Raw genomic sequence first — 18,027 nt, forward strand, 5'->3', positions numbered from 1 at the left:
AATGAGCAAGCCTGCCAAGACCGAAGCCGAACTCATCGCGATGGCGCGGGCGGAATTGAAGGTCCATGCCGACTGTCCGGACGGCATGACCATCTCGATCATCCGCGACGGCGACAGCTGGGAGTTCCGTGCAGCCGCCGATCAGACCACGGTCGACAGGCCAGGCTTTCCCGAATGCGTCGCCATGCTGGTGCAGATCGGCGATCACCTCAGCAGGCAATATGACTTGCAGGGGTAGGGAACCGGGAGTTCGGCTCCGCGCATGGCGCGGCCGAGCCGTTGCAACGCCCTCCGTCATTGCGAGCGCAGCGAAGCAATCCAGGTTCTCTCCGCGGCGGCAGTCTGGATTGCTTCGTCGCAAGTGCTCCTCGCAATGACGGGGAGAAGTCGGAGGTTTTCGTTGGCTGTGGAGAGGATGCGCGTTTGCGATCGCGATGATGATGGACGGGAGGCGCTTCGCCGGTCCGTCACCCCCCGTAGCTCTGCACCAGGCTTCCTGCCACCAGCGACCAGCCGTCGACCAGCACGAAGAAGATCAGCTTGAACGGCAGCGAGATCGTTGCCGGCGGCAGCATCATCATGCCCATCGACATCAGGACGGAGGCGACGACGAGGTCGATGATCAGGAAGGGGAGGAACAGGAGGAAGCCGATCTCGAAGGCGCGCTTCAGCTCGGAGATCATGAAGGCCGGGACGAGGATGCGCAGCGCGAGTTCGTCAGGTGTGGCCGGCGGCGGCTCGCCGGAGAGGTCGAGGAACAGCTTCAGATCCTTCTCCCGTACGTTCTTCTGCATGAAGCCGCGCAAGGGGACCGAGGCGCGCTGCAGCGCGTCCTCGACGCTGATCTGGTTGGCGACGAGCGGGCGGATGCCCTCGTCATAGGATTTTTGCAAAACGGGCCCCATCACGAAGAAGGTGAGGAACATCGCGAGCGCAAGGATCACCGAGTTCGGTGGCGCGGTCGCCGTGCCCATCGCGGTGCGCAGCAGCGATAGCACGACCACGATTCGCGTGAACGACGTCATCATGATCAGGATCGACGGCGCGATCGACAGCACCGTGAGCAGCGCGATGAGCTGGATCGCGCGCTCGGTGACGCCGCCGCCACCCTGACCACCACCACCGAGATTGATGCTGATGTCCTGCGCATGCGCAGGCATCGCGAGCGATGCCGCGCCGATCAGGACAGAAAGACAAAGAACTCTACGCGGAAGGGTCGGCAGCCTCACGAAGACGGCTTCGGACGGCCGAGCAGCGAGGCCATCTCGTCTTCGAGGTTTTCAAAGCTGGTCTTTTCCTGAGCTGGCTTCGCGGGCGGGGCCGGTGGTGCCGGCGGCTCGCTGCGTGCCGCGCGCGGAGCAGGCGGGGCGGCCGGCGGCTCGGGCGCAACGGGAGGGGCGCTGTCACCGGCCGGGCGGCGCAGGGCGGCCTCGAGCCGCTGTGCCATCTCGGCGAGATTCTGCTCGGCGCTCGAGGGGGCGGGAGCAGCCGGCGGCGGCGCGGGCGGAGCCTGCGGGGCAGGCGGAGGCGGCGGCGCAGCGGCGCGCACCGGCGGCACCTTCGCCGGCTCGCTCTGGCGCGGCGGGCGCGGCATCAGCGGCGGCTCGCTGCGTGCAACGCGCGGCGGCATGGGCTCGGGACGCACCTCGCGCTCGGGGCGCGGTGCGACCGGCTCGGGAAAGCCGGCGAGCGGATCGTTGCGGCGCTCGCCCAGCACAGGGGCAGGTCGGCGCACTTCGTCTGCGAAGGAGGGGCGCGCGGGCCGCGGCGGCGGTTCCGGCATCGGCGGCTCGGGATGATCGAGCAACTCGGGCCGCGGTACTTCGTCGGCCCAGGCGCTGGTGTCCGGCATCGGGGCAAGCCGCGGCGGCTCGGCCGCGTTCGCGCGTTGCGGAAGCTGGTCGCGGCTCGGGGCGGCGCGCACGATATTCGGCTCCACGACGATGTCGGTGGGGCCGCCGATCATCAGGAGATGCTCGACATTGTCGCGCCGGACCAGCACGAGGCGGCGGCGGCCGTCGACCGCGGCCGCATCGATCACGGCAAGCCGGGGCATCCTGCCACGCTGGGTGTTTGCGCCGAGCCGGCTGGAGGCGAATCGCCGAACCAGCCACGCGGCGACGCCGATCAGCGCCAGAACGACGATAAACGCGACGATGAAGGTTATCGGGCTACCTTGCATACTTGTCCCCGGCAAATGGCGCTTTTCGCGTGCCACCCATGGTCAGTTCCGCCGACCACCGGCGTCCGATTGCCCCAAAACTGCGATCTCTTAACATCCCACGGCAAGCTTTGCCGTCCCCAACTCTTAATAACCCATGAATCGCCCGATCCAAAACGACTTCTTGGGCTCGGCGCAGGCCGCCAAGCGGTTGGGTTAATGCGGCTTTTGGGAGGCGTAGAATTACGGGAACACAATGCATGGCCCTCCCTGGGATATGCGGCCTGCATCGCTTTAACCACCCGTTAACCATACACGCGGCAAATTCTGCCTAGCTTCGGACACAGATCCGGATGGCGGAAGGAGCCGCAACGATGTCCATCAACGACCTCCCGGTGCTCTCGGCGCTTCGGACCAAGATGCAATGGCACCAGGAACGCCAACGCGTCCTGTCCGAAAACGTCTCCAATTCCGATACGCCCAATTTCAGGCCCCGCGACCTGGTCGAGCCGAAACTCGACAAGACCGGCGCCGTCACCGGGTCGATGGGCCCCCTTGCGCTCGCCCGCACCAGTGCCTCCCACATGACGCCGACCGGCGCGCCATCGGGCTTCGACCAGAACAGGAATGCGGGCTTCGAGACTCGCCCAGCGGGCAACGCCGTCAACCTCGAGGAAGAGATGATGAAGGCGGCCAGCAACCAGATGGACTACGCGGCGGCGACCTCGCTCTATTCGAAGAGCCTGCATCTGCTCAAGACCGCGATCGGCAAGGGTTAGGGCCGAAGGGGGCAGATCATGGCGAATGACAGCAGCGACTTTGCCCGCTCGATGGCGATTGCGACCTCCGGCCTGCGCGCTCAGGCCGGGCGCATGCGGGTGATCTCGGAAAACATCGCCAACGCAGATTCGACCTCGCCGTCTGCCGGCGGCGATCCGTACCGGCGCAAGGTGCCGACTTTCTCCTCCGCGCTCGACCGCACGCTCGACGCGCAGGTCGTGACTCTCGGCAAGATCCGGCCGGACCAGTCCAACTTCCGCGTCAAGTACGAGCCGAACAATCCGGCGGCGGACGCGAGCGGCAACGTCAAATATCCCAACGTGAACTCGGTGGTCGAAATGACCGACATGCGCGACGCGCAGCGGTCCTACGAGGCCAATCTCAACATCATCAGTGCGACGCGCAGGATGATCCAGCGCACGCTCGACATCCTCAAGACCTGAACAGGACATCTGAGCCATGGCTTCACCGACAATCGCCGCAAATGCCTATGCGAATCTTGCGCGGGTGCTGGAAAACAGCGGCGCCGGCAAGGGCAGCGAAGCGAGCGGGCAATCCTTTGCTTCGCTCCTCAAGGATGCTGTCGGCAGCGTCATGGAATCGGGCCGCAAGTCCGACGCGCAGACGGTGGCGATGGCCGCCGGCAAGGCCAACGTGATGGATGTCGTCACCGCGGTCGCGGACACCGACGTTGCGGTGTCCACGCTGGTCTCGGTCCGCGACCGCGTGATCGCGGCGTATGAAGACATCATGAAGATGCCGATTTGATTTTCGGCGCTCGCCCCAATCGTCATTGCGAGCGCAGCGAAGCAATCCAGAATCTTTCCGCGGCGGCAGTCTGGATTGCTTCGCTTCGCTCGCATGACGGGGTAGGGCGTTTCTCCCCGGTCACAATCGCGGGGAGGCGAGGAATGAGCAGAGGAGGCTTGCAATGACCGGACCTGAGACCCTCGACGTCGCGCGCGACGCCATCTGGACGATCGTGATCGTGTCGTCGCCGCTGATGGTGGTCGGCCTCGTGGTCGGCGTGATCGTGTCGCTGTTCCAGGCCCTGACGCAGATCCAGGAGCAGACGCTGATCTACGTGCCGAAGATCCTGGCGATCTTCGCCACGCTGCTATTGGCGCTGCCGTTCATGGCCGATTCGCTCCACGCCCACATGCTGCGGATCTCGTCGCGAATCATCGGCGGCTGAGGCAAGATGCGTAAACCATGCGCATCGACGTCTCGCTGCTGCCGGCGCTCGCCGCGGCCTTCATGCTCGCCTTCGCCCGGGTCGGCGCGATGGTGATGCTGCTGCCGGGCCTGGGTGAGACCAACATTCCGACGCGGGTGAAGCTGTCGATCGCGCTGCTGCTCACGCTGATCATCCTGCCCCTGCATCGCAACGCCTACCATGTCGACATGGGCTCGCTCGCGCCGCTTCTGGTCATGATGCTGCATGAGATCGTGATCGGCATCGTGCTGGGAGCAACCGCGCGCGTGACGCTCGCGGCCCTGCAAGTCGCAGGCTCGGTGATCGCGCAGCAGATGGGGCTCGGCTTCGTCACCTCGGTCGATCCGACCCAGGGGCAGCAGGGCGTGCTGGTCGGCAATTTCCTCACCATGCTGGGCGTGACGCTGCTGTTCGCCACCGACAGCCATCACCTCGTGATCGCCGCGCTGAACGACAGCTACACGATTTTCTCGCCGGGCGAGACGGTATCGAGCGGCGACGTCGCTTCGCTGGCGACGCGCGCCTTCGCCGCCGCGTTCCGCCTCGGCTTGCAACTCTCCGGGCCGTTCCTGGTGTTCGGGCTCGTCTTCAACATCGGGCTCGGCGTGCTGGCGCGGCTGATGCCCCAGATGCAGGTCTATTTCGTCGGCATGCCGCTCTCGATCTTCGCCGGCTTCCTGGTGCTCGGCGTGGTGATCGCGGCGATGATGGGCACGTTCCTCGACTACTTCATCGGTGTCATGCACCAGATGATGCCGCTCAAGTAGGAGGGATCGTCTATGGCGGAAGACAACGATCCCGACAGTCAAACAGAAGACCCGACGCAAAAGCGTCTCGACGAGGCGCTCGAGCGCGGCGACGTTGCCAAAAGCCAGGAGATCAACACCTGGTTCGTGATCGCGGGCGGCACGCTCGTGGTCTCGACCTTCTCGGGCTCGATCGGCGGCGGCCTGGTGATGCCGATGCGCAACCTGCTCGCCAATTCCTGGATGATCAAGACCGACGGCAGGAGCCTGCTCGCCTTGATGCAGCAACTCGAATTCGTGGTGCTCGCGGCAATCGGCGTGCCATTGCTGATGCTGGCGCTCGCGGCGATTGCCGGCAACATGCTCCAGCATCGCCTGGTCTGGTCGGCCGAATCCCTGAAACCCAAGTTCAGCAAGCTCTCGCCCGCCGCCGGCTTCAAGCGCATCTTCGGCAAGCAGGCCGCGGCGAACTTCCTAAAAGGTATCGGCAAGCTGATCGCGCTCGGCACCGTCATGACCATGATCCTGTGGCCGGAGCGGCATCGCATGGAGGCAATGGTCAAGCTCGATCCGGCCGCCATGCTGGGCGCGACCACCAGCATGACCATCCACCTGCTCGGCGCGGTGGTCGCGGCGCTCGCCATCGTCGCGATCGCGGACTATTTCTTCCAATATCGAAGCTGGTTCCAGCGGCAGAAGATGTCGCTCCAGGAGATCAAGGAGGAGTTCAAGCAGTCCGAAGGCGACCCGCACATCAAGGGCAAGATCAGGCAGCTCCGGCAGCAGCGCGCCAAGAAGCGCATGATGGCTGCGGTTCCAAAGGCCTCGGTGATCATCACCAACCCGACCCACTATTCGGTGGCGCTGTCCTACGAGCGCGGCATGTCGGCGCCGATCTGCGTCGCCAAGGGCGTCGACAATCTCGCCTTCAAGATCCGGGAGATCGCGCGCGAGCACGACATTCCGATCGTCGAGAACGTGCCGCTGGCCCGCGCGCTCTACGCCACAGTCGAAATCGACCAGGAAATCCCCACTGAGCACTACCATGCGGTCGCCGAAGTCATCGGCTACGTGATGCGGCTGAAGCGCGGATTTGGCGCCGGACGGGGATAAAATCCCCGAAAAGCACCGGAAATGGCTGTAATCTGGGAATCAGCGTACCTTTCACCCTTGCTGCCCTTGCGCCCGCGGGTCCGATTCAGGCAGGGAAGACCCCGCGTGCCCCGTGGCGCGTTCGTAATCTGCCGACAGGCTGCGCCCGCTTGAGATGACCGCCGAGACCGACCACGACCTGACACGCGAGCCCGCTGCGGCGCATGAGCCGTCGCCGCGCTCGGGCAGCATCGCGCTTGTGCTGCTGGTGGCCGCCGGGCTCGTCGCGGTTGCCGTCGGCCTGATGACGCTCGGGCGCGCGCAGGCGCAGCCCTACATCCTTGGCATCCTCGCGGTGCTGGCGATGGTCGGGCTGTTCAACCTGTTCGCCTTCGCCGCCGGCATCATCCGCTTCGCCGACCGCAATCTCGATGATCCCATCATCGCCCGCATATCCGATCACGCCTTCGACGGGCTCGCGGTCACCGACTCTCGCGGCCATGTGGTCTACTCCAACGCCGCCTATCTGACGCTGACCGGCGCCTCCGGCCCGCAGGACGTGCGCCCCGTCGAGCGCGTCTTCATCGGTAACCCCGACGTCTCTGAAGCCGTGTTCCGCCTGCTGAAAGCTGCGCGTGAAGGCAAGCGACAGCAGGAGGAGGTGCGCATCTCCGGCCATGACGGCAGCCAGGGCCGCTGGCTGCGCATGCGCGTGCGTCCGCTCGGCACCGGAAAGCGCGAGGCGAAATACGCAGTGTGGTCGATCGCCGACATCACGCGCGACCGCGAACGCCAGGAGGACGTGTTCCAGGAGCTCCAGCACGCGATCGAATATCTCGACCACGCGCCCTGCGGTTTCTTCTCGGTCAATCCGGCTGGCGAGCTGGCTTACGTCAACGCGACGCTGGCGAACTGGCTCGATTACGATCTCGCCGAGATCGGCTCCGGCGGCTTGAAGCTCACCGACATCGTCTCCGGCGATGGCGCCTCGCTGCTCACCTCGATCGTGGCGGTGCCGGGCGAGGTGAAGACCGAAGTCTTCGACATTGACCTTCGCATGCGCACGGGCCGGACGATGCCGGTCCGGCTCTACCACAAGCTCGCTTTCGGCGCCGACGGCGCTCCGGGGCCCTCGCGTACGCTTGTCATCAGCCGCGCCCGCGACGAGCGCAGCGATCCCGACCGCGCCGCCGAAGTGCGCTTCATGCGCTTCTTCGATCATACGCCGATGGCGATCGCCACCGTCGACCGCGGCGGCAATGTCGTCCGGGCGAACGCGCGCTACGCCAAGCTGGCGCAGGGTCTCGGTCTCGACAGCGCCAGCAAGTCGATCTTCCGCGCGATCAATTCGCGCGACCGGCATTTGCTGATCGCGGCGATCAACCAGGCCGCCGAAGGCCAGGCCGACATCGCGCCGGTCGAGGTGGCGCTGGAAGGATCGAAGGAGCGCTGGGGCCAGTTCTTCGTCACCCCGGTCGATGCAGCCGAGAACGACGCCGAAGCCGCGATCGTGCACATGCTCGAGACCACCGAGCGGCGCGCGCTGGAAAACCAGATCAATCAGTCGCAGAAGATGGAGACGGTCGGCCAGCTCGCCGGCGGCATCGCCCACGACTTCAACAACGTGCTCTCCGCCATCATGATGGCGAACGATTTCCTGCTGAACGCGCACAAGCCGACCGATCCGTCGTTCCAGGACATCATGCAGATCAAGCAGAACGCCACGCGCGCCGCCACCCTGGTGCGGCAACTGCTGGCGTTCTCGCGCCGCCAGACGCTGCGGCCGCAGGTGCTCGACCTCGGCGATGCGCTCTCGGATCTCACCATGCTGCTGCGCCGGCTGATCGGTGAGAAGGTGAAGCTCGATCTGATCCACGGCCGCGACCTCTGGCCGGTCAAGGTCGACGTCTCCCAGTTCGAGCAGGTCATCGTCAATCTCGCGGTGAATGCGCGCGACGCGATGCCCGAGGGCGGCAAGCTCATCATCCGCACCGCCAACGTCTCTGCCGAGGACGCAGGCAAGCTCGCCTACAAGGGAATGCCGGCGGCGGAGTATGTGCGGATCGAGGTTGCCGACACCGGCACCGGCATTCCCGCCGATATCCGCGACAAGATTTTCGAGCCGTTCTTCTCCACCAAGGAAGTGGGCAAGGGCACCGGCCTCGGGCTCTCCACCGTTTACGGCATCGTCAAGCAGACCGGCGGCTTCATCTATGTCGATTCCGAGCCGGGGCAGGGCACCTCGTTCCACATCTTCCTGCCGCGCCATCATGCCGAGCCCGACGCGCAGGTCGAGCAGCCGGCCGCCGCGACCGGTGCAGCCAACGGTGCAGCGAAGGAAGCTGCGCCCGTGGAAGCCAAGCCGCGCACCGATCTCACCGGGCAGGGCACCATCCTCTTGGTCGAGGACGAAGAGGGCCTGCGCGCACTGAACGCGCGCGGCCTGCGCTCGCGCGGCTACACCGTGGTCGAGGCCGAGAACGGCGTCGAGGCGATGGAGATGCTGGAGGAGCAGGGCGGCGCCATCGATCTCGTCGTCTCGGACGTCGTGATGCCGGAGATGGACGGCCCGACCTTGCTCAAGGCGATGCGGGAAAAGAATCCCGAGATCAAGTTCATCTTCGTCTCGGGCTACGCCGAAGACGCCTTTGAGAAGAGCCTGCCCGAAGGCCAGCAGTTCGACTTCCTGCCAAAACCGTTCACGCTGAGCCAGCTCGTGGAAGCGGTGAAGGAGACGATGACGAAATCGGGGTGATGCATCTCCGTTGAGGGATGCGAGCGCAGCGAGCCGGATTCCGTTGGAAAGGCGCCGGTAACCCGCGACCACGGTTCCACCCGTCCCCCCTCCAAACCCCGGGAAATGCGTGCTTTTGCGCCATCCCCGCGACTGAGGGCCGCAGCCGGGGGTTCCAAAAGCAGCTTCACTTTTATAGAAGGCTGACCATCTTAGGAGCACGTCCCCATGCCGGGGATTTGGGAAACGCACATGAATTTCTCGCAACGTAGCCGCAGTTTCGTGAAGACGATTGCCGTCGTGCTGGCGCTCGCGCTGCCGACCGCGCTCGCGATCTCATCCGCCGACGCCCGCGTCGGCGGCGGCTTCTCGTCGGGTTCGCGCGGCTCGCGAACCTATACGGCGCCACCGTCGACCTCGACGGCGCCGGGCTCGACGTCGCAGTTCAACCGCACCTACACCCAGCCGGGCGCAGGCATGAATTCGGCCGCATCCGCGCCCGCGCGCGGCGGCCTGTTCGGCCGCGGCGGCGGCTTCCTGGGCGGCCTCGCCGCCGGCTTCCTCGGCGCAGGCCTGCTCGGCATGCTGTTCGGTGGCGGCCTGTTCGGTGGCCTCGGCGGCCTCTCGTCGATCCTCGGCCTGATCCTCCAGATCGTGCTGGTGGTGTTCGTGGTGCGGCTGGCGATGTCGTGGTGGCAGCGCCGCAACGCGCCGCCGCAAGCCGCCTATGCCGGCGCTGACGTCGGCCCCGGACCGCAGCCGAACTACCGCAGCGGCCTCGGCGGCTTCGGCTTCGGCGCCAACAATGCGCCGCTCGAGATCCAGCCGGCCGACTATGAAGCGTTCGAGCGCCTGCTCGGCGATATCCAGACCGGCTGGTCGAACGAGGACGTGGCCAAGCTGCACACGCTCGCGACGCCGGAGATGGTCTCCTATTTCGAGAAGGACCTCGCGGAGAACCGCGCGCGCAATGCCGTGAACAAGGTGACCAACGTCAAGCTGCTGCAGGGCGATCTCGCCGAAGCCTGGCGCGAGGGTGCGACCGACTATGCAACCGTGGCGATGCGCTTCGCGCTGACCGACAAGACGGTCGACCGCAACACCGGCGCGATCGTTGCCGGCAGCGAGCAGCCGACCGAGGTCACCGAAGTCTGGACCTTCGCTCGTCGCCCGGGCGGTGCTTGGGAATTGTCGGCGATCCAGCAGACGAACTGATCGCGGGCGGATCGAACATCAAGGGCGTCGTGCTTCGGCACGGCGCTCTTTTTTGTTGGGCGGACAGCTCTGTCCTCCCGTCATTGCGAGCGCAGCGAAGCAATCCAGAATCCCACCGCGGAAAGACTCTGGATTGCTTCGCTGCGCTCTTAATGACGTGTTGTGAGGTCGTTCCGCACCCGCTCTGACGGAACCCTCCGCCCCGTGCTACATTGGTTCCGTCGCACCCACGCTCACGGACCTCATCCATGAAATACGAGCTCTACTACTGGCCCGAGATACAGGGCCGCGGCGAATATGTGCGGCTGGCACTGGAGGAGGCGGGCGCCGCTTATGTCGACGTGGCGCGGGGCCCGCGCGGCAGCGGCGCCATGATGAAGATGATGAATGGTGATGGTGACACGCCGCCCTTCGCGCCGCCGTTCCTCAAGGCCGGCAAGCTCGTGATCGGGCAGACCGCCAACATCCTGCTCTATCTCGGCGCCCGCCATGGGCTCGCGCCGAAGACGGAAGGCGGCAAGCTCTGGGTCCATCAGCTTCAGCTCACGATCACCGATTTCGTGCTCGAAATCCACGATACCCATCATCCCCTCGGCCCTTCGCTCTACTATGAGGACCAGAAGTCGCCGGCGAAGAAGCGCACCGCCGAATTCTGGAACGAGCGCGTGCCGAAATATCTCGGCTATTTCGAGCAGCTTCTCGAGGACAATGGCGGGACCTATGTCACCGGCCGCAGGCTCACCTACGTCGATCTCTCGCTGTTCCAGATCGTCGATGGGCTGCGCTACGCATTTCCAAGACGCATGAAGGCCTTCGAGAAGGAGATTCCAGGCCTCGTCGCCCTGCACGATCGCGTCGCGGCGCGGCCGAACATCAAGGCCTATCTCGCAAGCGACCGCCGCATTCCCTTCAACGAGCAGGGCATCTTCCGCCGCTACAAGGAGCTGGACCAGTAGCCGGTCCGGACGGAGACTGGCGGCAGCCACCGTTCCGGACCGGCCGTTTCGGGCGAGATCAAACGCCCGAAGACATCAGGGCTTCCGCCCGGTGATCAAGGCTCCGGATGAGATCGATGCTCTCGATGACCACCGCATCGATCGGGCCGTGGCGCGCAGGAAGATCAGCAAAGTCGGGCGCGCAGGCTTGGCGTCGCGCAAGGTGAGGAGCGTGTCGGGCGGTGCCCGAACGGCATCTTCACATGCGGGCGCTTCGCTGCCGCCAACGGGGAAAAGGCAACGCTCGTCGGGGCAGGGTGGCTTGCAGAACATCATCGTCTCTCCCGTTTGCCAAGTCGGACCGAAGTCGTGGCAGGCGCGCCGTGTGTAGCCAAATCAGATTGCGGCGGCGTCGGCTGATCGGAGGAGGGGATGCGCTTTTTGGGGAGACGTTGCCTCCTGCACGAAGGAGCGATGCGTCACCAGATGCCGGGCACGAGGCGGTAGCGCACCCGCGCGGCATAATCGCTGTAGCCCGGCAAGCCTTCTCTCAATGTGCGTTCCTCGATGCGGATGCGGATCGCAAACAGGACGAGGAAGATGGGGGCGAGCGCAAGGCCCCACCACGAGCCCACGAGCAGCGGCATGCCGGTGAAGAACAGGATCAAGCCGCTGTACATGGGATGACGGACACGGGCGTACGGTCCCGTCGAGATCACGCGCTGGGCGCGCTCCGCTTGCAGCTTCACCACGGGCGCGGCGAACGAGTTCTCGCGGAACACCCACAGCGTGAACAGCGTCGATGCCAGGTACAGCACGAAGCCGAGCGCCTGCAGGGCGAGGGGCATGTCGGAGGTGTGGTGTCGCCGCTCGAGCCCCATCGCGATCAGCCAGATCAGCATCACCAGAATGAACACGGCCATGAAGGCCTTGTCGGCGGACGGCTGGTCTTTCTGGATGACCGGGCGAAGGCGTTCGGCAAGCAGCGCCGGATCGAGCCGGTACAGCCACCAGCCGGAGAGCGGGCCGAGTATGGCGGAGGCGATCAGCAGCGCCCAGGCACCGGGCCAGTGCATCGTGCCGGCAGACGCGAACAACAGCGCGCCCATCGCGACGACGAAGATCGTGTTCTGCAACAGCAGCCGTGCGATCATGGTCGATCTGGTTCCATTCCACGCCGGCACACTGCTAGCATTTCTTTCCGACAAACGTGCGGCCGACGCCACAAGGCTGACTTCAGATCTTGATGGGTGGTGAAAAGGCCGCCACGAGCCGAACAAGGTCCGCCTGTCGTTTGGTTCCGGTCTTCGTGAAGATTCTGGCGAGATGTGTCTTGATCGTCGTTTCGGCGATGCCCATGCTTCTGGCCACGTCAGGAACCCCGCCGATCTCGACAATGGACAGGAACACGCGCAGCTCGGCCGGCGTCAGCTTGAAGAGCTTCCGGATGAGGTCGGGCGCGACGATTGTATCGAGCGCTGCCTTGCTGACGAACAGGACGGCGCAGGCCTCATAGCCGGCCGCGAACATTTGCCGGCGCCCAGCGGTCAGCGGCAGAAGGTGCCCGACATAACGGGAGCCGTCGCGGGCCATCAGATGCAGCGAAATGCTCGCGCTCGTCATCGCTCGGTCGCCGAGAACCGTGCCCGCCAGCGCCTGCCGCAGCACACGATCGGCATTCAGGTCGGACGTAACGAGCCGGCCATGAACCGAACGAAGGACGTCGGCCTCGTCCAGAATGTCTCGCGCGCTCGCATTGGAGTGCACGATATTGCCGTCGGCATCGAGCAGCAGGACGGCGGTTTGCAGGGCGTCGAGCGTACGGGCCGATGTCGCCTCCAATGCGTTCTGCTGCTGCAGCTTCTGTCTGACGAGCACGGCCCGTTGCACGTGCGGCGTGAGGTGGGAGATCACCTGATACATCCTGCGATCGACAGCACTGCCGGCCTTCATGATCGAGAGGCGGGATATTCCCTCGGCAGACTTGTGGAGCATGATATTGGCGGCGTCCTCGAGGCCCTGCGGCCGCGCCCATTCATTGTAGAACCTGGTCGTCCGGAATTCGTCGACATCGATCCAGTCCCTGATCGTCTGGATCTGACCGACCGGCGCGTGGAGCACGCCGCGCGACGGATCGAATGGCTCGTAGGTTTCGATGTAGGACTGAACATGGGCGGGCTCGACACCGACGGCATGCGAGATCATGGCCTCGCCGGCGGCCCCGATCCAGACCAGACCGCCGCTCTGGCCGCCCGCCAGGTCGACAATGCTGCCAAGGGTCGTCGTCCATCGGGAATCGTCGAGCGATGCGTCGTAGATGTCCGCCACCAGCGAGAGCAGCTTCTCATTCAGTTCCATTGGCTTGTCCCACAGACGCATGGATGGGCTCGTTCGGCCTCACACATGAGCACGTCGGACGCGGAAATTTGATGAGCCGGATCACATTTGAAGACACTACGCGGCGCGGTGGGCGGTTTACGAGCGCATCGCGCGCGAAGGGGAGAGTGCGGCGGTGGGCGTCGTGAAGGGTCTAGCGTATCGCAACCGGCGGTGTTGCAGCACTTGCGGGCCGCTGAGGGAGGCCGGCCTGGTGCTGGAGCGCCGGGAGGGGCGAGCAGGGCGGAAGTGGCGAGGAACAGGCTGAAGGCCAATGGGGCGTCCCAGCGGACGCGGCGACGATCGTGCGCCAAAGGCCCGATCAACCGGATCGGGCGCTTCACCTCGAAATGGACGGATCAGGCGAGCTGATCGATCCGCGTGCCCTGACCCGGCGGCAGCGGCGCGGGCGGCGGTGGTTGGTAGGTCGGATCGTTGTCCTTGGTCTTGCTCTGATCGTCCTGCTGCTTGGTCGTGTCGTAGCTCGGCACCACGATCGCGATCGGCGGCGGCGCAACGCTGGAAACACTCATCCACAGATCCTCACAGATTGAAACAGTCGACAGTGACCTGCGAGAGGCGAAACTTCCGTCAAGGCGATCGTTAAAATGCGATGGATCTGGTGCGGGTGACGGCTGGCTTTCGCGTCCGTCTTGGCGTCATTTCAGGGAACGACCATCCTCCCCGTTTAGGCGGCGTCACGACACGTGTGTCGCCGTGCGTATGGCAAGAGTGGTGCGCGCCGACCTACTCGTCCTTCGGCCGCGTGATCGCGATCGCGGCTTCCGTTTTCGTGCGCGTGCATTCCATGTTGAGGCGCTTGTAGCGCATCACCACCTTGTCGCCGCGCAACAGGCCCATGCGCTTCAGGCAGCGCGAGGCGCCGGTCGCAGTGTCGTCCTTGGGCAGGGTGAAGATGATCGCGGACGCGGAGGCGACCAGATCATAGAACTGCGGCGTCGGCTTTCGCTCGCCCTTGGCATAGAGCTCGTTGGCGTAGTTCTGCCCCTGGGCGCGGCAGCCGAGCGACAGCTCCTTCGCCGCCGGATGGGTGAGATAAATGATGTTGGCGGCCTTGAAGTTGACCTTCAGCTTGTCGATGCCGCTGGCGAGCTGCTTGGCGATGTCGTCGCACTGGTCCGCACGCGCGGGCGCGGCGAGGGCGACAAGACCGGTGATGGCGACGGCAACGAGAATTGCGCCGCGAAATTTCAAATTCAATGTCATGATGAAAAGCCCCTTCGGGTGTGTATTCAATCGTTGGCGCACGCAGAGTGCAAGGGGGCGGCCGGCGCCCGCCTGTGGCGGGACACCGCCCGAAAATGGCCCCCAAGGGGGACCGAATCGGGATGCCCAGGCCGCGCCAGAGCGCCTTCCCTTTATGGCAAAAATGCTTAGAACGCTTCTATGCTAGCGGCCCGCGCGAGGGCTCCAAAACCCGAGATCGACCCCATGAACGCTCCCACCGCCTTTCCCGACCCGTCCAAGCCTGTCCCGCCCTACAAGCACACGCCGCTGTTCCCACTGGGGAAGGACGAGACGCCCTACAAGAAGGTCACGAGCGAGGGTGTCCGGGTCGAGAAGGTCCTCGGGAAGGACATGCTGGTGGTGTCGCGCGAGGCGTTGCGGGCGCTGTCGGAGGCCGCCTTCGGCGAGATCAACCATTATCTGCGCCCCGGCCATCTCAAGCAGCTTCGCTCGATCCTGGAGGACGGCGAGGCCAGCCCGAACGACAAGTTCGTCGCGCTCGACTTCCTGAAGAACGCCAACATCGCCGCTGGCGGCGTGCTGCCGATGTGCCAGGACACCGGCACCGCGATCATCATGGGCAAGAAGGGCTGCAACGTCATCACCGATGGCGACGACGAGGCGGCGCTGTCCGAGGGCGCGCGCGATGCATATCTCCGCCGCAACCTGCGCTACTCGCAGGTCGCTCCCTTGTCGATGTATGAGGAGAAGAACACCGCCAACAACATGCCGGCGCAGTGCGAGATCTACGCCGAGGGCCAAGGGGACTTAGCCACCGCCTACAAGTTCATGTTCATGGCGAAGGGCGGCGGAAGCGCCAACAAGAGCTTCCTGTTCCAGGCCACGCCCTCGGTGCTGACCAAGGACCGGCTGCTCGCCTTCCTGAAGGAAAAGATCCTTACCCTCGGCACCGCGGCGTGCCCGCCCTATCACCTTGCCATCGTGATCGGCGGCACTTCGGCCGAGCTGTGCATGAAGACGGTGAAGCTCGCCTCCGCCCGCTATCTCGACGCGCTGCCGACCCACGGCTCGCCTGATGGCAATGCCTTCCGCGACGTCGAGATGGAGAAGGAAATCCACAAGATGACGCAAAGCCTGGGCGTGGGCGCGCAGTTCGGTGGCAAATATTTCTGCCACGACGTGCGTGTCATCCGTATGCCGCGTCACGGCGCCTCGCTGCCGATCGGGCTTGGCGTGTCCTGCTCGGCCGACCGCCAGGTGCTCGGCAAGATCACCAAGGACGGCGTCTATCTGGAAGAGCTCGAGCACAATCCGGCGCAATATCTGCCGCAGGTCGAGCAGTCGCTCGGCGGCGAGGTCGTCAAGATCGATCTCAACCAGCCGATGAAGGACATACTGGCGACGTTTGCGAAGCATCCGATCAAGACGCGGGTCTCGATGACCGGTACCATGATCGTCGCGCGCGACTCCGCGCACGCCAAGCTGCGCGAGCGGCTGGAGAAGGGCGAGCCGCTGCCGGACTATTTCAAGAACCACCCGGTCTACTACGCCGGCCCCGCCAAGACGCCCGAGGGCTACGCCTCCGGCGCGTTCGGTCCGACCACCGCGGGTCGCATGGATTCTTTCGTCGACCAGTTCCAGGCCGCCGGCGGCTCGATGGTGATGGTGGCCAAGGGCAACCGCGCCCCGGCCGTGCGCGAGGCCTGCAAGAAGTATGGTGGCTTCTATCTCGGCTCGATCGGCGGCGCGGCGGCGAACCTCGCCGAGCACTGCATCAAGAAGGTTGAGGTGCTCGAATATCCCGAGCTCGGCATGGAAGCGATCTGGCGCATCGAGGTCGTCGACTTCCCCGCCTTCATCATCATCGACGACAAGGGCAACGACTTCTTCAAGGAGTTGAACCTGGGCTAGCTTTTCACCTCGCCCCGCTTGCGGGGAGAGGTCGGATTGCTCTCGTCGATGCGGAGCATCGTCGCAAGCAATCCGGGTGAGGGGGACTCTCCGCGAGTCCATCTCTTACCGTGATTGTGGAAGCAGCCCCTCACCCCAACCCTCTCCCCGTAAGAACGGGGAGAGGGGGGAGTAGAGCCCTAGTGGTTCATCACAGTGGTTTTGACTCTTTGGCGGCAACTGGATAGGCGCGACCGAGTTTGGCGCGGGCTTTGTCGGTTGTGAACATCCATTTGATGCGGTCTCGCGCCTTGTTTCGCTGCCGTTGCCATGCTGCGATTTCTTTTCGAAGCCTTTTGGGATCGTCGATGCGACGGCCGAGACACTGGCGCTGCAGCACGCTGATCTCGCACTCGACCATATTGAGCCAGCTGGCGTGTTTCGGGGTGTAGTGGAACTCGAGGCGGCGCAGGATGCGACGGGCCTCGGCAGGCGCAAATGCCTGATATAGCGCGCCGGCCGTATGAATCGACAGATTGTCCTGCACCACACGGATGCAGGCGGCATTGGGATAGTGGACGTCGACGAGTTCGCGCATGCAGTGCGCGTAGTCGACCGCGGCGCGGTGGTCTGTAACCTTGACATTGCGCCAGCCGCGATGCGGATCGAAGGTGACGAAGAGATTGACGGTACCGTTGCGGCGATATTCGTAATCGTAGCGCTCGCGCTGTCCCGGTTGGGCAGGGATCGGCTGGCGTACCTCGCCGATCAGCTGGACTGGGGTCTCGTCGAAGCAAACCAGGGGCCGCTCGGGATCCGGCGCCTCGGCGTAGAGATCGAGCACATCCTCCATCCGGGCGACGTATTCGCCGTCGACATGAGGAATGCACCACATATCCCGGCGCCACGGCTTGAGGTCGTTGTCGGCCAGCCGGCGGCGCACGGTCTCGCCCGACAGGCTGGCGTGATCGGTGAGCTTGACCATCGCGTCGGCCAGCAATGTCAGCGTCCAGCGTTTGCGGCCGGCGGGCGGCTTGGCGCATGCCGTCGCCACCAGCAGGGCCTCTTCCTTGCCTGTCAGCTTGCGTTCCGCGCCCGGACGCGGCTCCTCACTCAAGGCCCGCTCCAGATTGCCTTCTACGAAACGGCGTTTGGTCCGGCCGACGGTGGAAAGGCTGACCCGGACGGTTCGGGCAATCTCCGCGTCGCAGCTGCCTGAATCGGCCGCCAGCACAATCTGAGCCCGTTTGAGTTTGCGGGCGGAATGCGTGCCGCCGCCGAGCATTGCCGTCAGTTCGTCCCGCTCGGCTTGGCTCAATTCGACCCGATAACGTACATTCATGCTTCGCCTCCTTGTCGGAGGCCGGGACGAATCCAGCTATGAGTCAAAAATCAGGCGCGCACTTCACCGAGAAGCAGGGACACTATCTCGCTTTCATCCATACCTACTCGTACATGTTCGGACAGCCGCCCGCCGAGGCCGACATCCAGCGGCATTTCCGCGTCAGCCCGCCGTCAGTCCACCAGATGATCCTCACCCTCGAACGCAACGGGTTCATTCGTCGCCAGCCCGGCGTCGCTCGAAGCATCGAGATCCTCTTGCCACCCGAAAAGTTGCCTATCCTCGGATGGCTCGGTATCAAAACGTCAAAATCACTGTGATGAACCACTAG

General features: G+C 64.7%; 19 protein-coding genes. 12 read left to right on the forward strand and 7 right to left on the reverse strand.

Annotated features, from left to right (window positions below; translation table 11 throughout):
- Window position 1: 1 nt before the first annotated feature.
- Complete coding sequence (locus tag AXW67_RS18255; RefSeq protein WP_063678981.1) at window positions 2-238, forward strand: hypothetical protein; 237 nt, start codon at window positions 2-4, stop codon at window positions 236-238.
- Between the two features lie 229 nt (window positions 239-467).
- On the opposite strand, the gene fliP is transcribed toward AXW67_RS18255, so the two are convergent.
- The gene (gene fliP / locus AXW67_RS18260; RefSeq protein ID WP_063678982.1) at window positions 468-1,229 is read right to left on the reverse strand and encodes a flagellar type III secretion system pore protein FliP; all 762 of its coding nucleotides are present in this window, start codon (window positions 1,227-1,229) and stop codon (window positions 468-470) included.
- The gene (locus AXW67_RS18265) at window positions 1,226-2,182 is read right to left on the reverse strand and encodes a flagellar biosynthetic protein FliO (RefSeq protein ID WP_063678983.1); all 957 of its coding nucleotides are present in this window, start codon (window positions 2,180-2,182) and stop codon (window positions 1,226-1,228) included. Before AXW67_RS18265 ends, fliP begins: the two co-directional genes overlap by 4 nt.
- Window positions 2,183-2,535: 353 nt before the next feature.
- On the opposite strand from AXW67_RS18265, the gene flgB reads away from it, so the two are divergent.
- From flgB to AXW67_RS18310, 9 genes are all read left to right on the forward strand, one after another.
- On the forward strand, window positions 2,536-2,940 hold the full coding sequence (flgB, locus tag AXW67_RS18270) for a flagellar basal body rod protein FlgB (RefSeq protein WP_027552637.1): 405 nt from the start codon (window positions 2,536-2,538) through the stop codon (window positions 2,938-2,940).
- Between the two features lie 18 nt (window positions 2,941-2,958).
- Window positions 2,959-3,384, forward strand: a complete 426-nt coding sequence (gene flgC / locus AXW67_RS18275) for a flagellar basal body rod protein FlgC (protein WP_027552636.1) — start codon at window positions 2,959-2,961, stop codon at window positions 3,382-3,384.
- A 16-nt stretch (window positions 3,385-3,400) separates the two neighbouring features.
- Window positions 3,401-3,709, forward strand: coding sequence for a flagellar hook-basal body complex protein FliE (gene fliE, locus AXW67_RS18280; protein WP_008142413.1), 309 nt, complete (start codon window positions 3,401-3,403; stop codon window positions 3,707-3,709).
- Window positions 3,710-3,872: 163 nt separating this feature from the next.
- A complete protein-coding gene (gene fliQ / locus AXW67_RS18285) occupies window positions 3,873-4,136 on the forward strand; it encodes a flagellar biosynthesis protein FliQ (RefSeq protein WP_063678984.1) in 264 nt (87 codons plus the stop codon).
- A 17-nt stretch (window positions 4,137-4,153) separates the two neighbouring features.
- Window positions 4,154-4,924: a flagellar biosynthetic protein FliR gene (gene fliR / locus AXW67_RS18290; protein WP_027552634.1), complete on the forward strand. Its 771-nt coding sequence runs from the start codon at window positions 4,154-4,156 to the stop codon at window positions 4,922-4,924.
- Between the two features lie 12 nt (window positions 4,925-4,936).
- On the forward strand, window positions 4,937-6,016 hold the full coding sequence (gene flhB / locus AXW67_RS18295; protein WP_063678985.1) for a flagellar biosynthesis protein FlhB: 1,080 nt from the start codon (window positions 4,937-4,939) through the stop codon (window positions 6,014-6,016).
- Between the two features lie 154 nt (window positions 6,017-6,170).
- Window positions 6,171-8,750, forward strand: coding sequence for a cell cycle histidine kinase CckA (gene cckA, locus AXW67_RS18300; protein ID WP_063678986.1), 2,580 nt, complete (start codon window positions 6,171-6,173; stop codon window positions 8,748-8,750).
- 207 nt (window positions 8,751-8,957) lie between these two features.
- Window positions 8,958-9,944 (forward strand): Tim44 domain-containing protein, encoded by a 987-nt coding sequence (locus AXW67_RS18305; RefSeq protein WP_063678987.1) that lies wholly within the window; start codon window positions 8,958-8,960, stop codon window positions 9,942-9,944.
- 248 nt (window positions 9,945-10,192) lie between these two features.
- The gene (locus tag AXW67_RS18310; RefSeq protein WP_063678988.1) at window positions 10,193-10,900 is read left to right on the forward strand and encodes a glutathione S-transferase; all 708 of its coding nucleotides are present in this window, start codon (window positions 10,193-10,195) and stop codon (window positions 10,898-10,900) included.
- Window positions 10,901-11,358: 458 nt separating this feature from the next.
- On the opposite strand, the gene AXW67_RS18315 is transcribed toward AXW67_RS18310, so the two are convergent.
- From AXW67_RS18315 to AXW67_RS18325, 4 genes are all read right to left on the reverse strand, one after another.
- Entirely contained in the window at window positions 11,359-12,033 is a 675-nt protein-coding gene (locus tag AXW67_RS18315) for a methyltransferase family protein (protein WP_063678989.1), read from the reverse strand.
- Window positions 12,034-12,115: 82 nt separating this feature from the next.
- The gene (locus tag AXW67_RS18320; RefSeq protein WP_063678990.1) at window positions 12,116-13,237 is read right to left on the reverse strand and encodes a helix-turn-helix transcriptional regulator; all 1,122 of its coding nucleotides are present in this window, start codon (window positions 13,235-13,237) and stop codon (window positions 12,116-12,118) included.
- Between the two features lie 377 nt (window positions 13,238-13,614).
- Window positions 13,615-13,788, reverse strand: coding sequence for a hypothetical protein (locus AXW67_RS43215; protein ID WP_198024723.1), 174 nt, complete (start codon window positions 13,786-13,788; stop codon window positions 13,615-13,617).
- A 214-nt stretch (window positions 13,789-14,002) separates the two neighbouring features.
- Entirely contained in the window at window positions 14,003-14,482 is a 480-nt protein-coding gene (locus tag AXW67_RS18325; protein ID WP_063678991.1) for a hypothetical protein, read from the reverse strand.
- A 225-nt stretch (window positions 14,483-14,707) separates the two neighbouring features.
- Between AXW67_RS18325 and AXW67_RS18330 the strand changes: the two genes are divergently transcribed.
- Complete coding sequence (locus AXW67_RS18330; protein ID WP_063678992.1) at window positions 14,708-16,375, forward strand: fumarate hydratase; 1,668 nt, start codon at window positions 14,708-14,710, stop codon at window positions 16,373-16,375.
- A gap of 190 nt (window positions 16,376-16,565) precedes the next feature.
- Here the strand turns inward: AXW67_RS18330 and AXW67_RS18335 are convergent, their stop codons facing one another.
- Entirely contained in the window at window positions 16,566-17,696 is a 1,131-nt protein-coding gene (locus AXW67_RS18335; RefSeq protein ID WP_063675747.1) for an IS630 family transposase, read from the reverse strand.
- 38 nt (window positions 17,697-17,734) lie between these two features.
- On the opposite strand from AXW67_RS18335, the gene AXW67_RS18340 reads away from it, so the two are divergent.
- Complete coding sequence (locus tag AXW67_RS18340; RefSeq protein ID WP_063675745.1) at window positions 17,735-18,016, forward strand: LexA family protein; 282 nt, start codon at window positions 17,735-17,737, stop codon at window positions 18,014-18,016.
- Window positions 18,017-18,027: the final 11 nt, after the last annotated feature.

This window comes from Bradyrhizobium neotropicale, assembly GCF_001641695.1.
GTDB classification, from domain to species: Bacteria; Pseudomonadota; Alphaproteobacteria; order Rhizobiales; family Xanthobacteraceae; genus Bradyrhizobium; species Bradyrhizobium neotropicale.

Coding starts and splice junctions, on each gene's coding strand:
- AXW67_RS18255 (WP_063678981.1), top strand. CDS start 2: ATGAGCAAGCCTGCCAAGACCGAAGCCGAACTCATCGCGATGGCGCGG.
- AXW67_RS18265 (WP_063678983.1), bottom strand. CDS start 2,182: ATGCAAGGTAGCCCGATAACCTTCATCGTCGCGTTTATCGTCGTTCTG.
- flgB (WP_027552637.1), top strand. CDS start 2,536: ATGTCCATCAACGACCTCCCGGTGCTCTCGGCGCTTCGGACCAAGATG.
- flgC (WP_027552636.1), top strand. CDS start 2,959: ATGGCGAATGACAGCAGCGACTTTGCCCGCTCGATGGCGATTGCGACC.
- fliE (WP_008142413.1), top strand. CDS start 3,401: ATGGCTTCACCGACAATCGCCGCAAATGCCTATGCGAATCTTGCGCGG.
- fliQ (WP_063678984.1), top strand. CDS start 3,873: ATGACCGGACCTGAGACCCTCGACGTCGCGCGCGACGCCATCTGGACG.
- fliR (WP_027552634.1), top strand. CDS start 4,154: ATGCGCATCGACGTCTCGCTGCTGCCGGCGCTCGCCGCGGCCTTCATG.
- flhB (WP_063678985.1), top strand. CDS start 4,937: ATGGCGGAAGACAACGATCCCGACAGTCAAACAGAAGACCCGACGCAA.
- cckA (WP_063678986.1), top strand. CDS start 6,171: ATGACCGCCGAGACCGACCACGACCTGACACGCGAGCCCGCTGCGGCG.
- AXW67_RS18305 (WP_063678987.1), top strand. CDS start 8,958: ATGCCGGGGATTTGGGAAACGCACATGAATTTCTCGCAACGTAGCCGC.
- AXW67_RS18310 (WP_063678988.1), top strand. CDS start 10,193: ATGAAATACGAGCTCTACTACTGGCCCGAGATACAGGGCCGCGGCGAA.
- AXW67_RS18315 (WP_063678989.1), bottom strand. CDS start 12,033: ATGATCGCACGGCTGCTGTTGCAGAACACGATCTTCGTCGTCGCGATG.
- AXW67_RS18320 (WP_063678990.1), bottom strand. CDS start 13,237: ATGGAACTGAATGAGAAGCTGCTCTCGCTGGTGGCGGACATCTACGAC.
- AXW67_RS43215 (WP_198024723.1), bottom strand. CDS start 13,788: ATGAGTGTTTCCAGCGTTGCGCCGCCGCCGATCGCGATCGTGGTGCCG.
- AXW67_RS18325 (WP_063678991.1), bottom strand. CDS start 14,482: ATGACATTGAATTTGAAATTTCGCGGCGCAATTCTCGTTGCCGTCGCC.
- AXW67_RS18330 (WP_063678992.1), top strand. CDS start 14,708: ATGAACGCTCCCACCGCCTTTCCCGACCCGTCCAAGCCTGTCCCGCCC.
- AXW67_RS18335 (WP_063675747.1), bottom strand. CDS start 17,696: ATGAATGTACGTTATCGGGTCGAATTGAGCCAAGCCGAGCGGGACGAA.
- AXW67_RS18340 (WP_063675745.1), top strand. CDS start 17,735: ATGAGTCAAAAATCAGGCGCGCACTTCACCGAGAAGCAGGGACACTAT.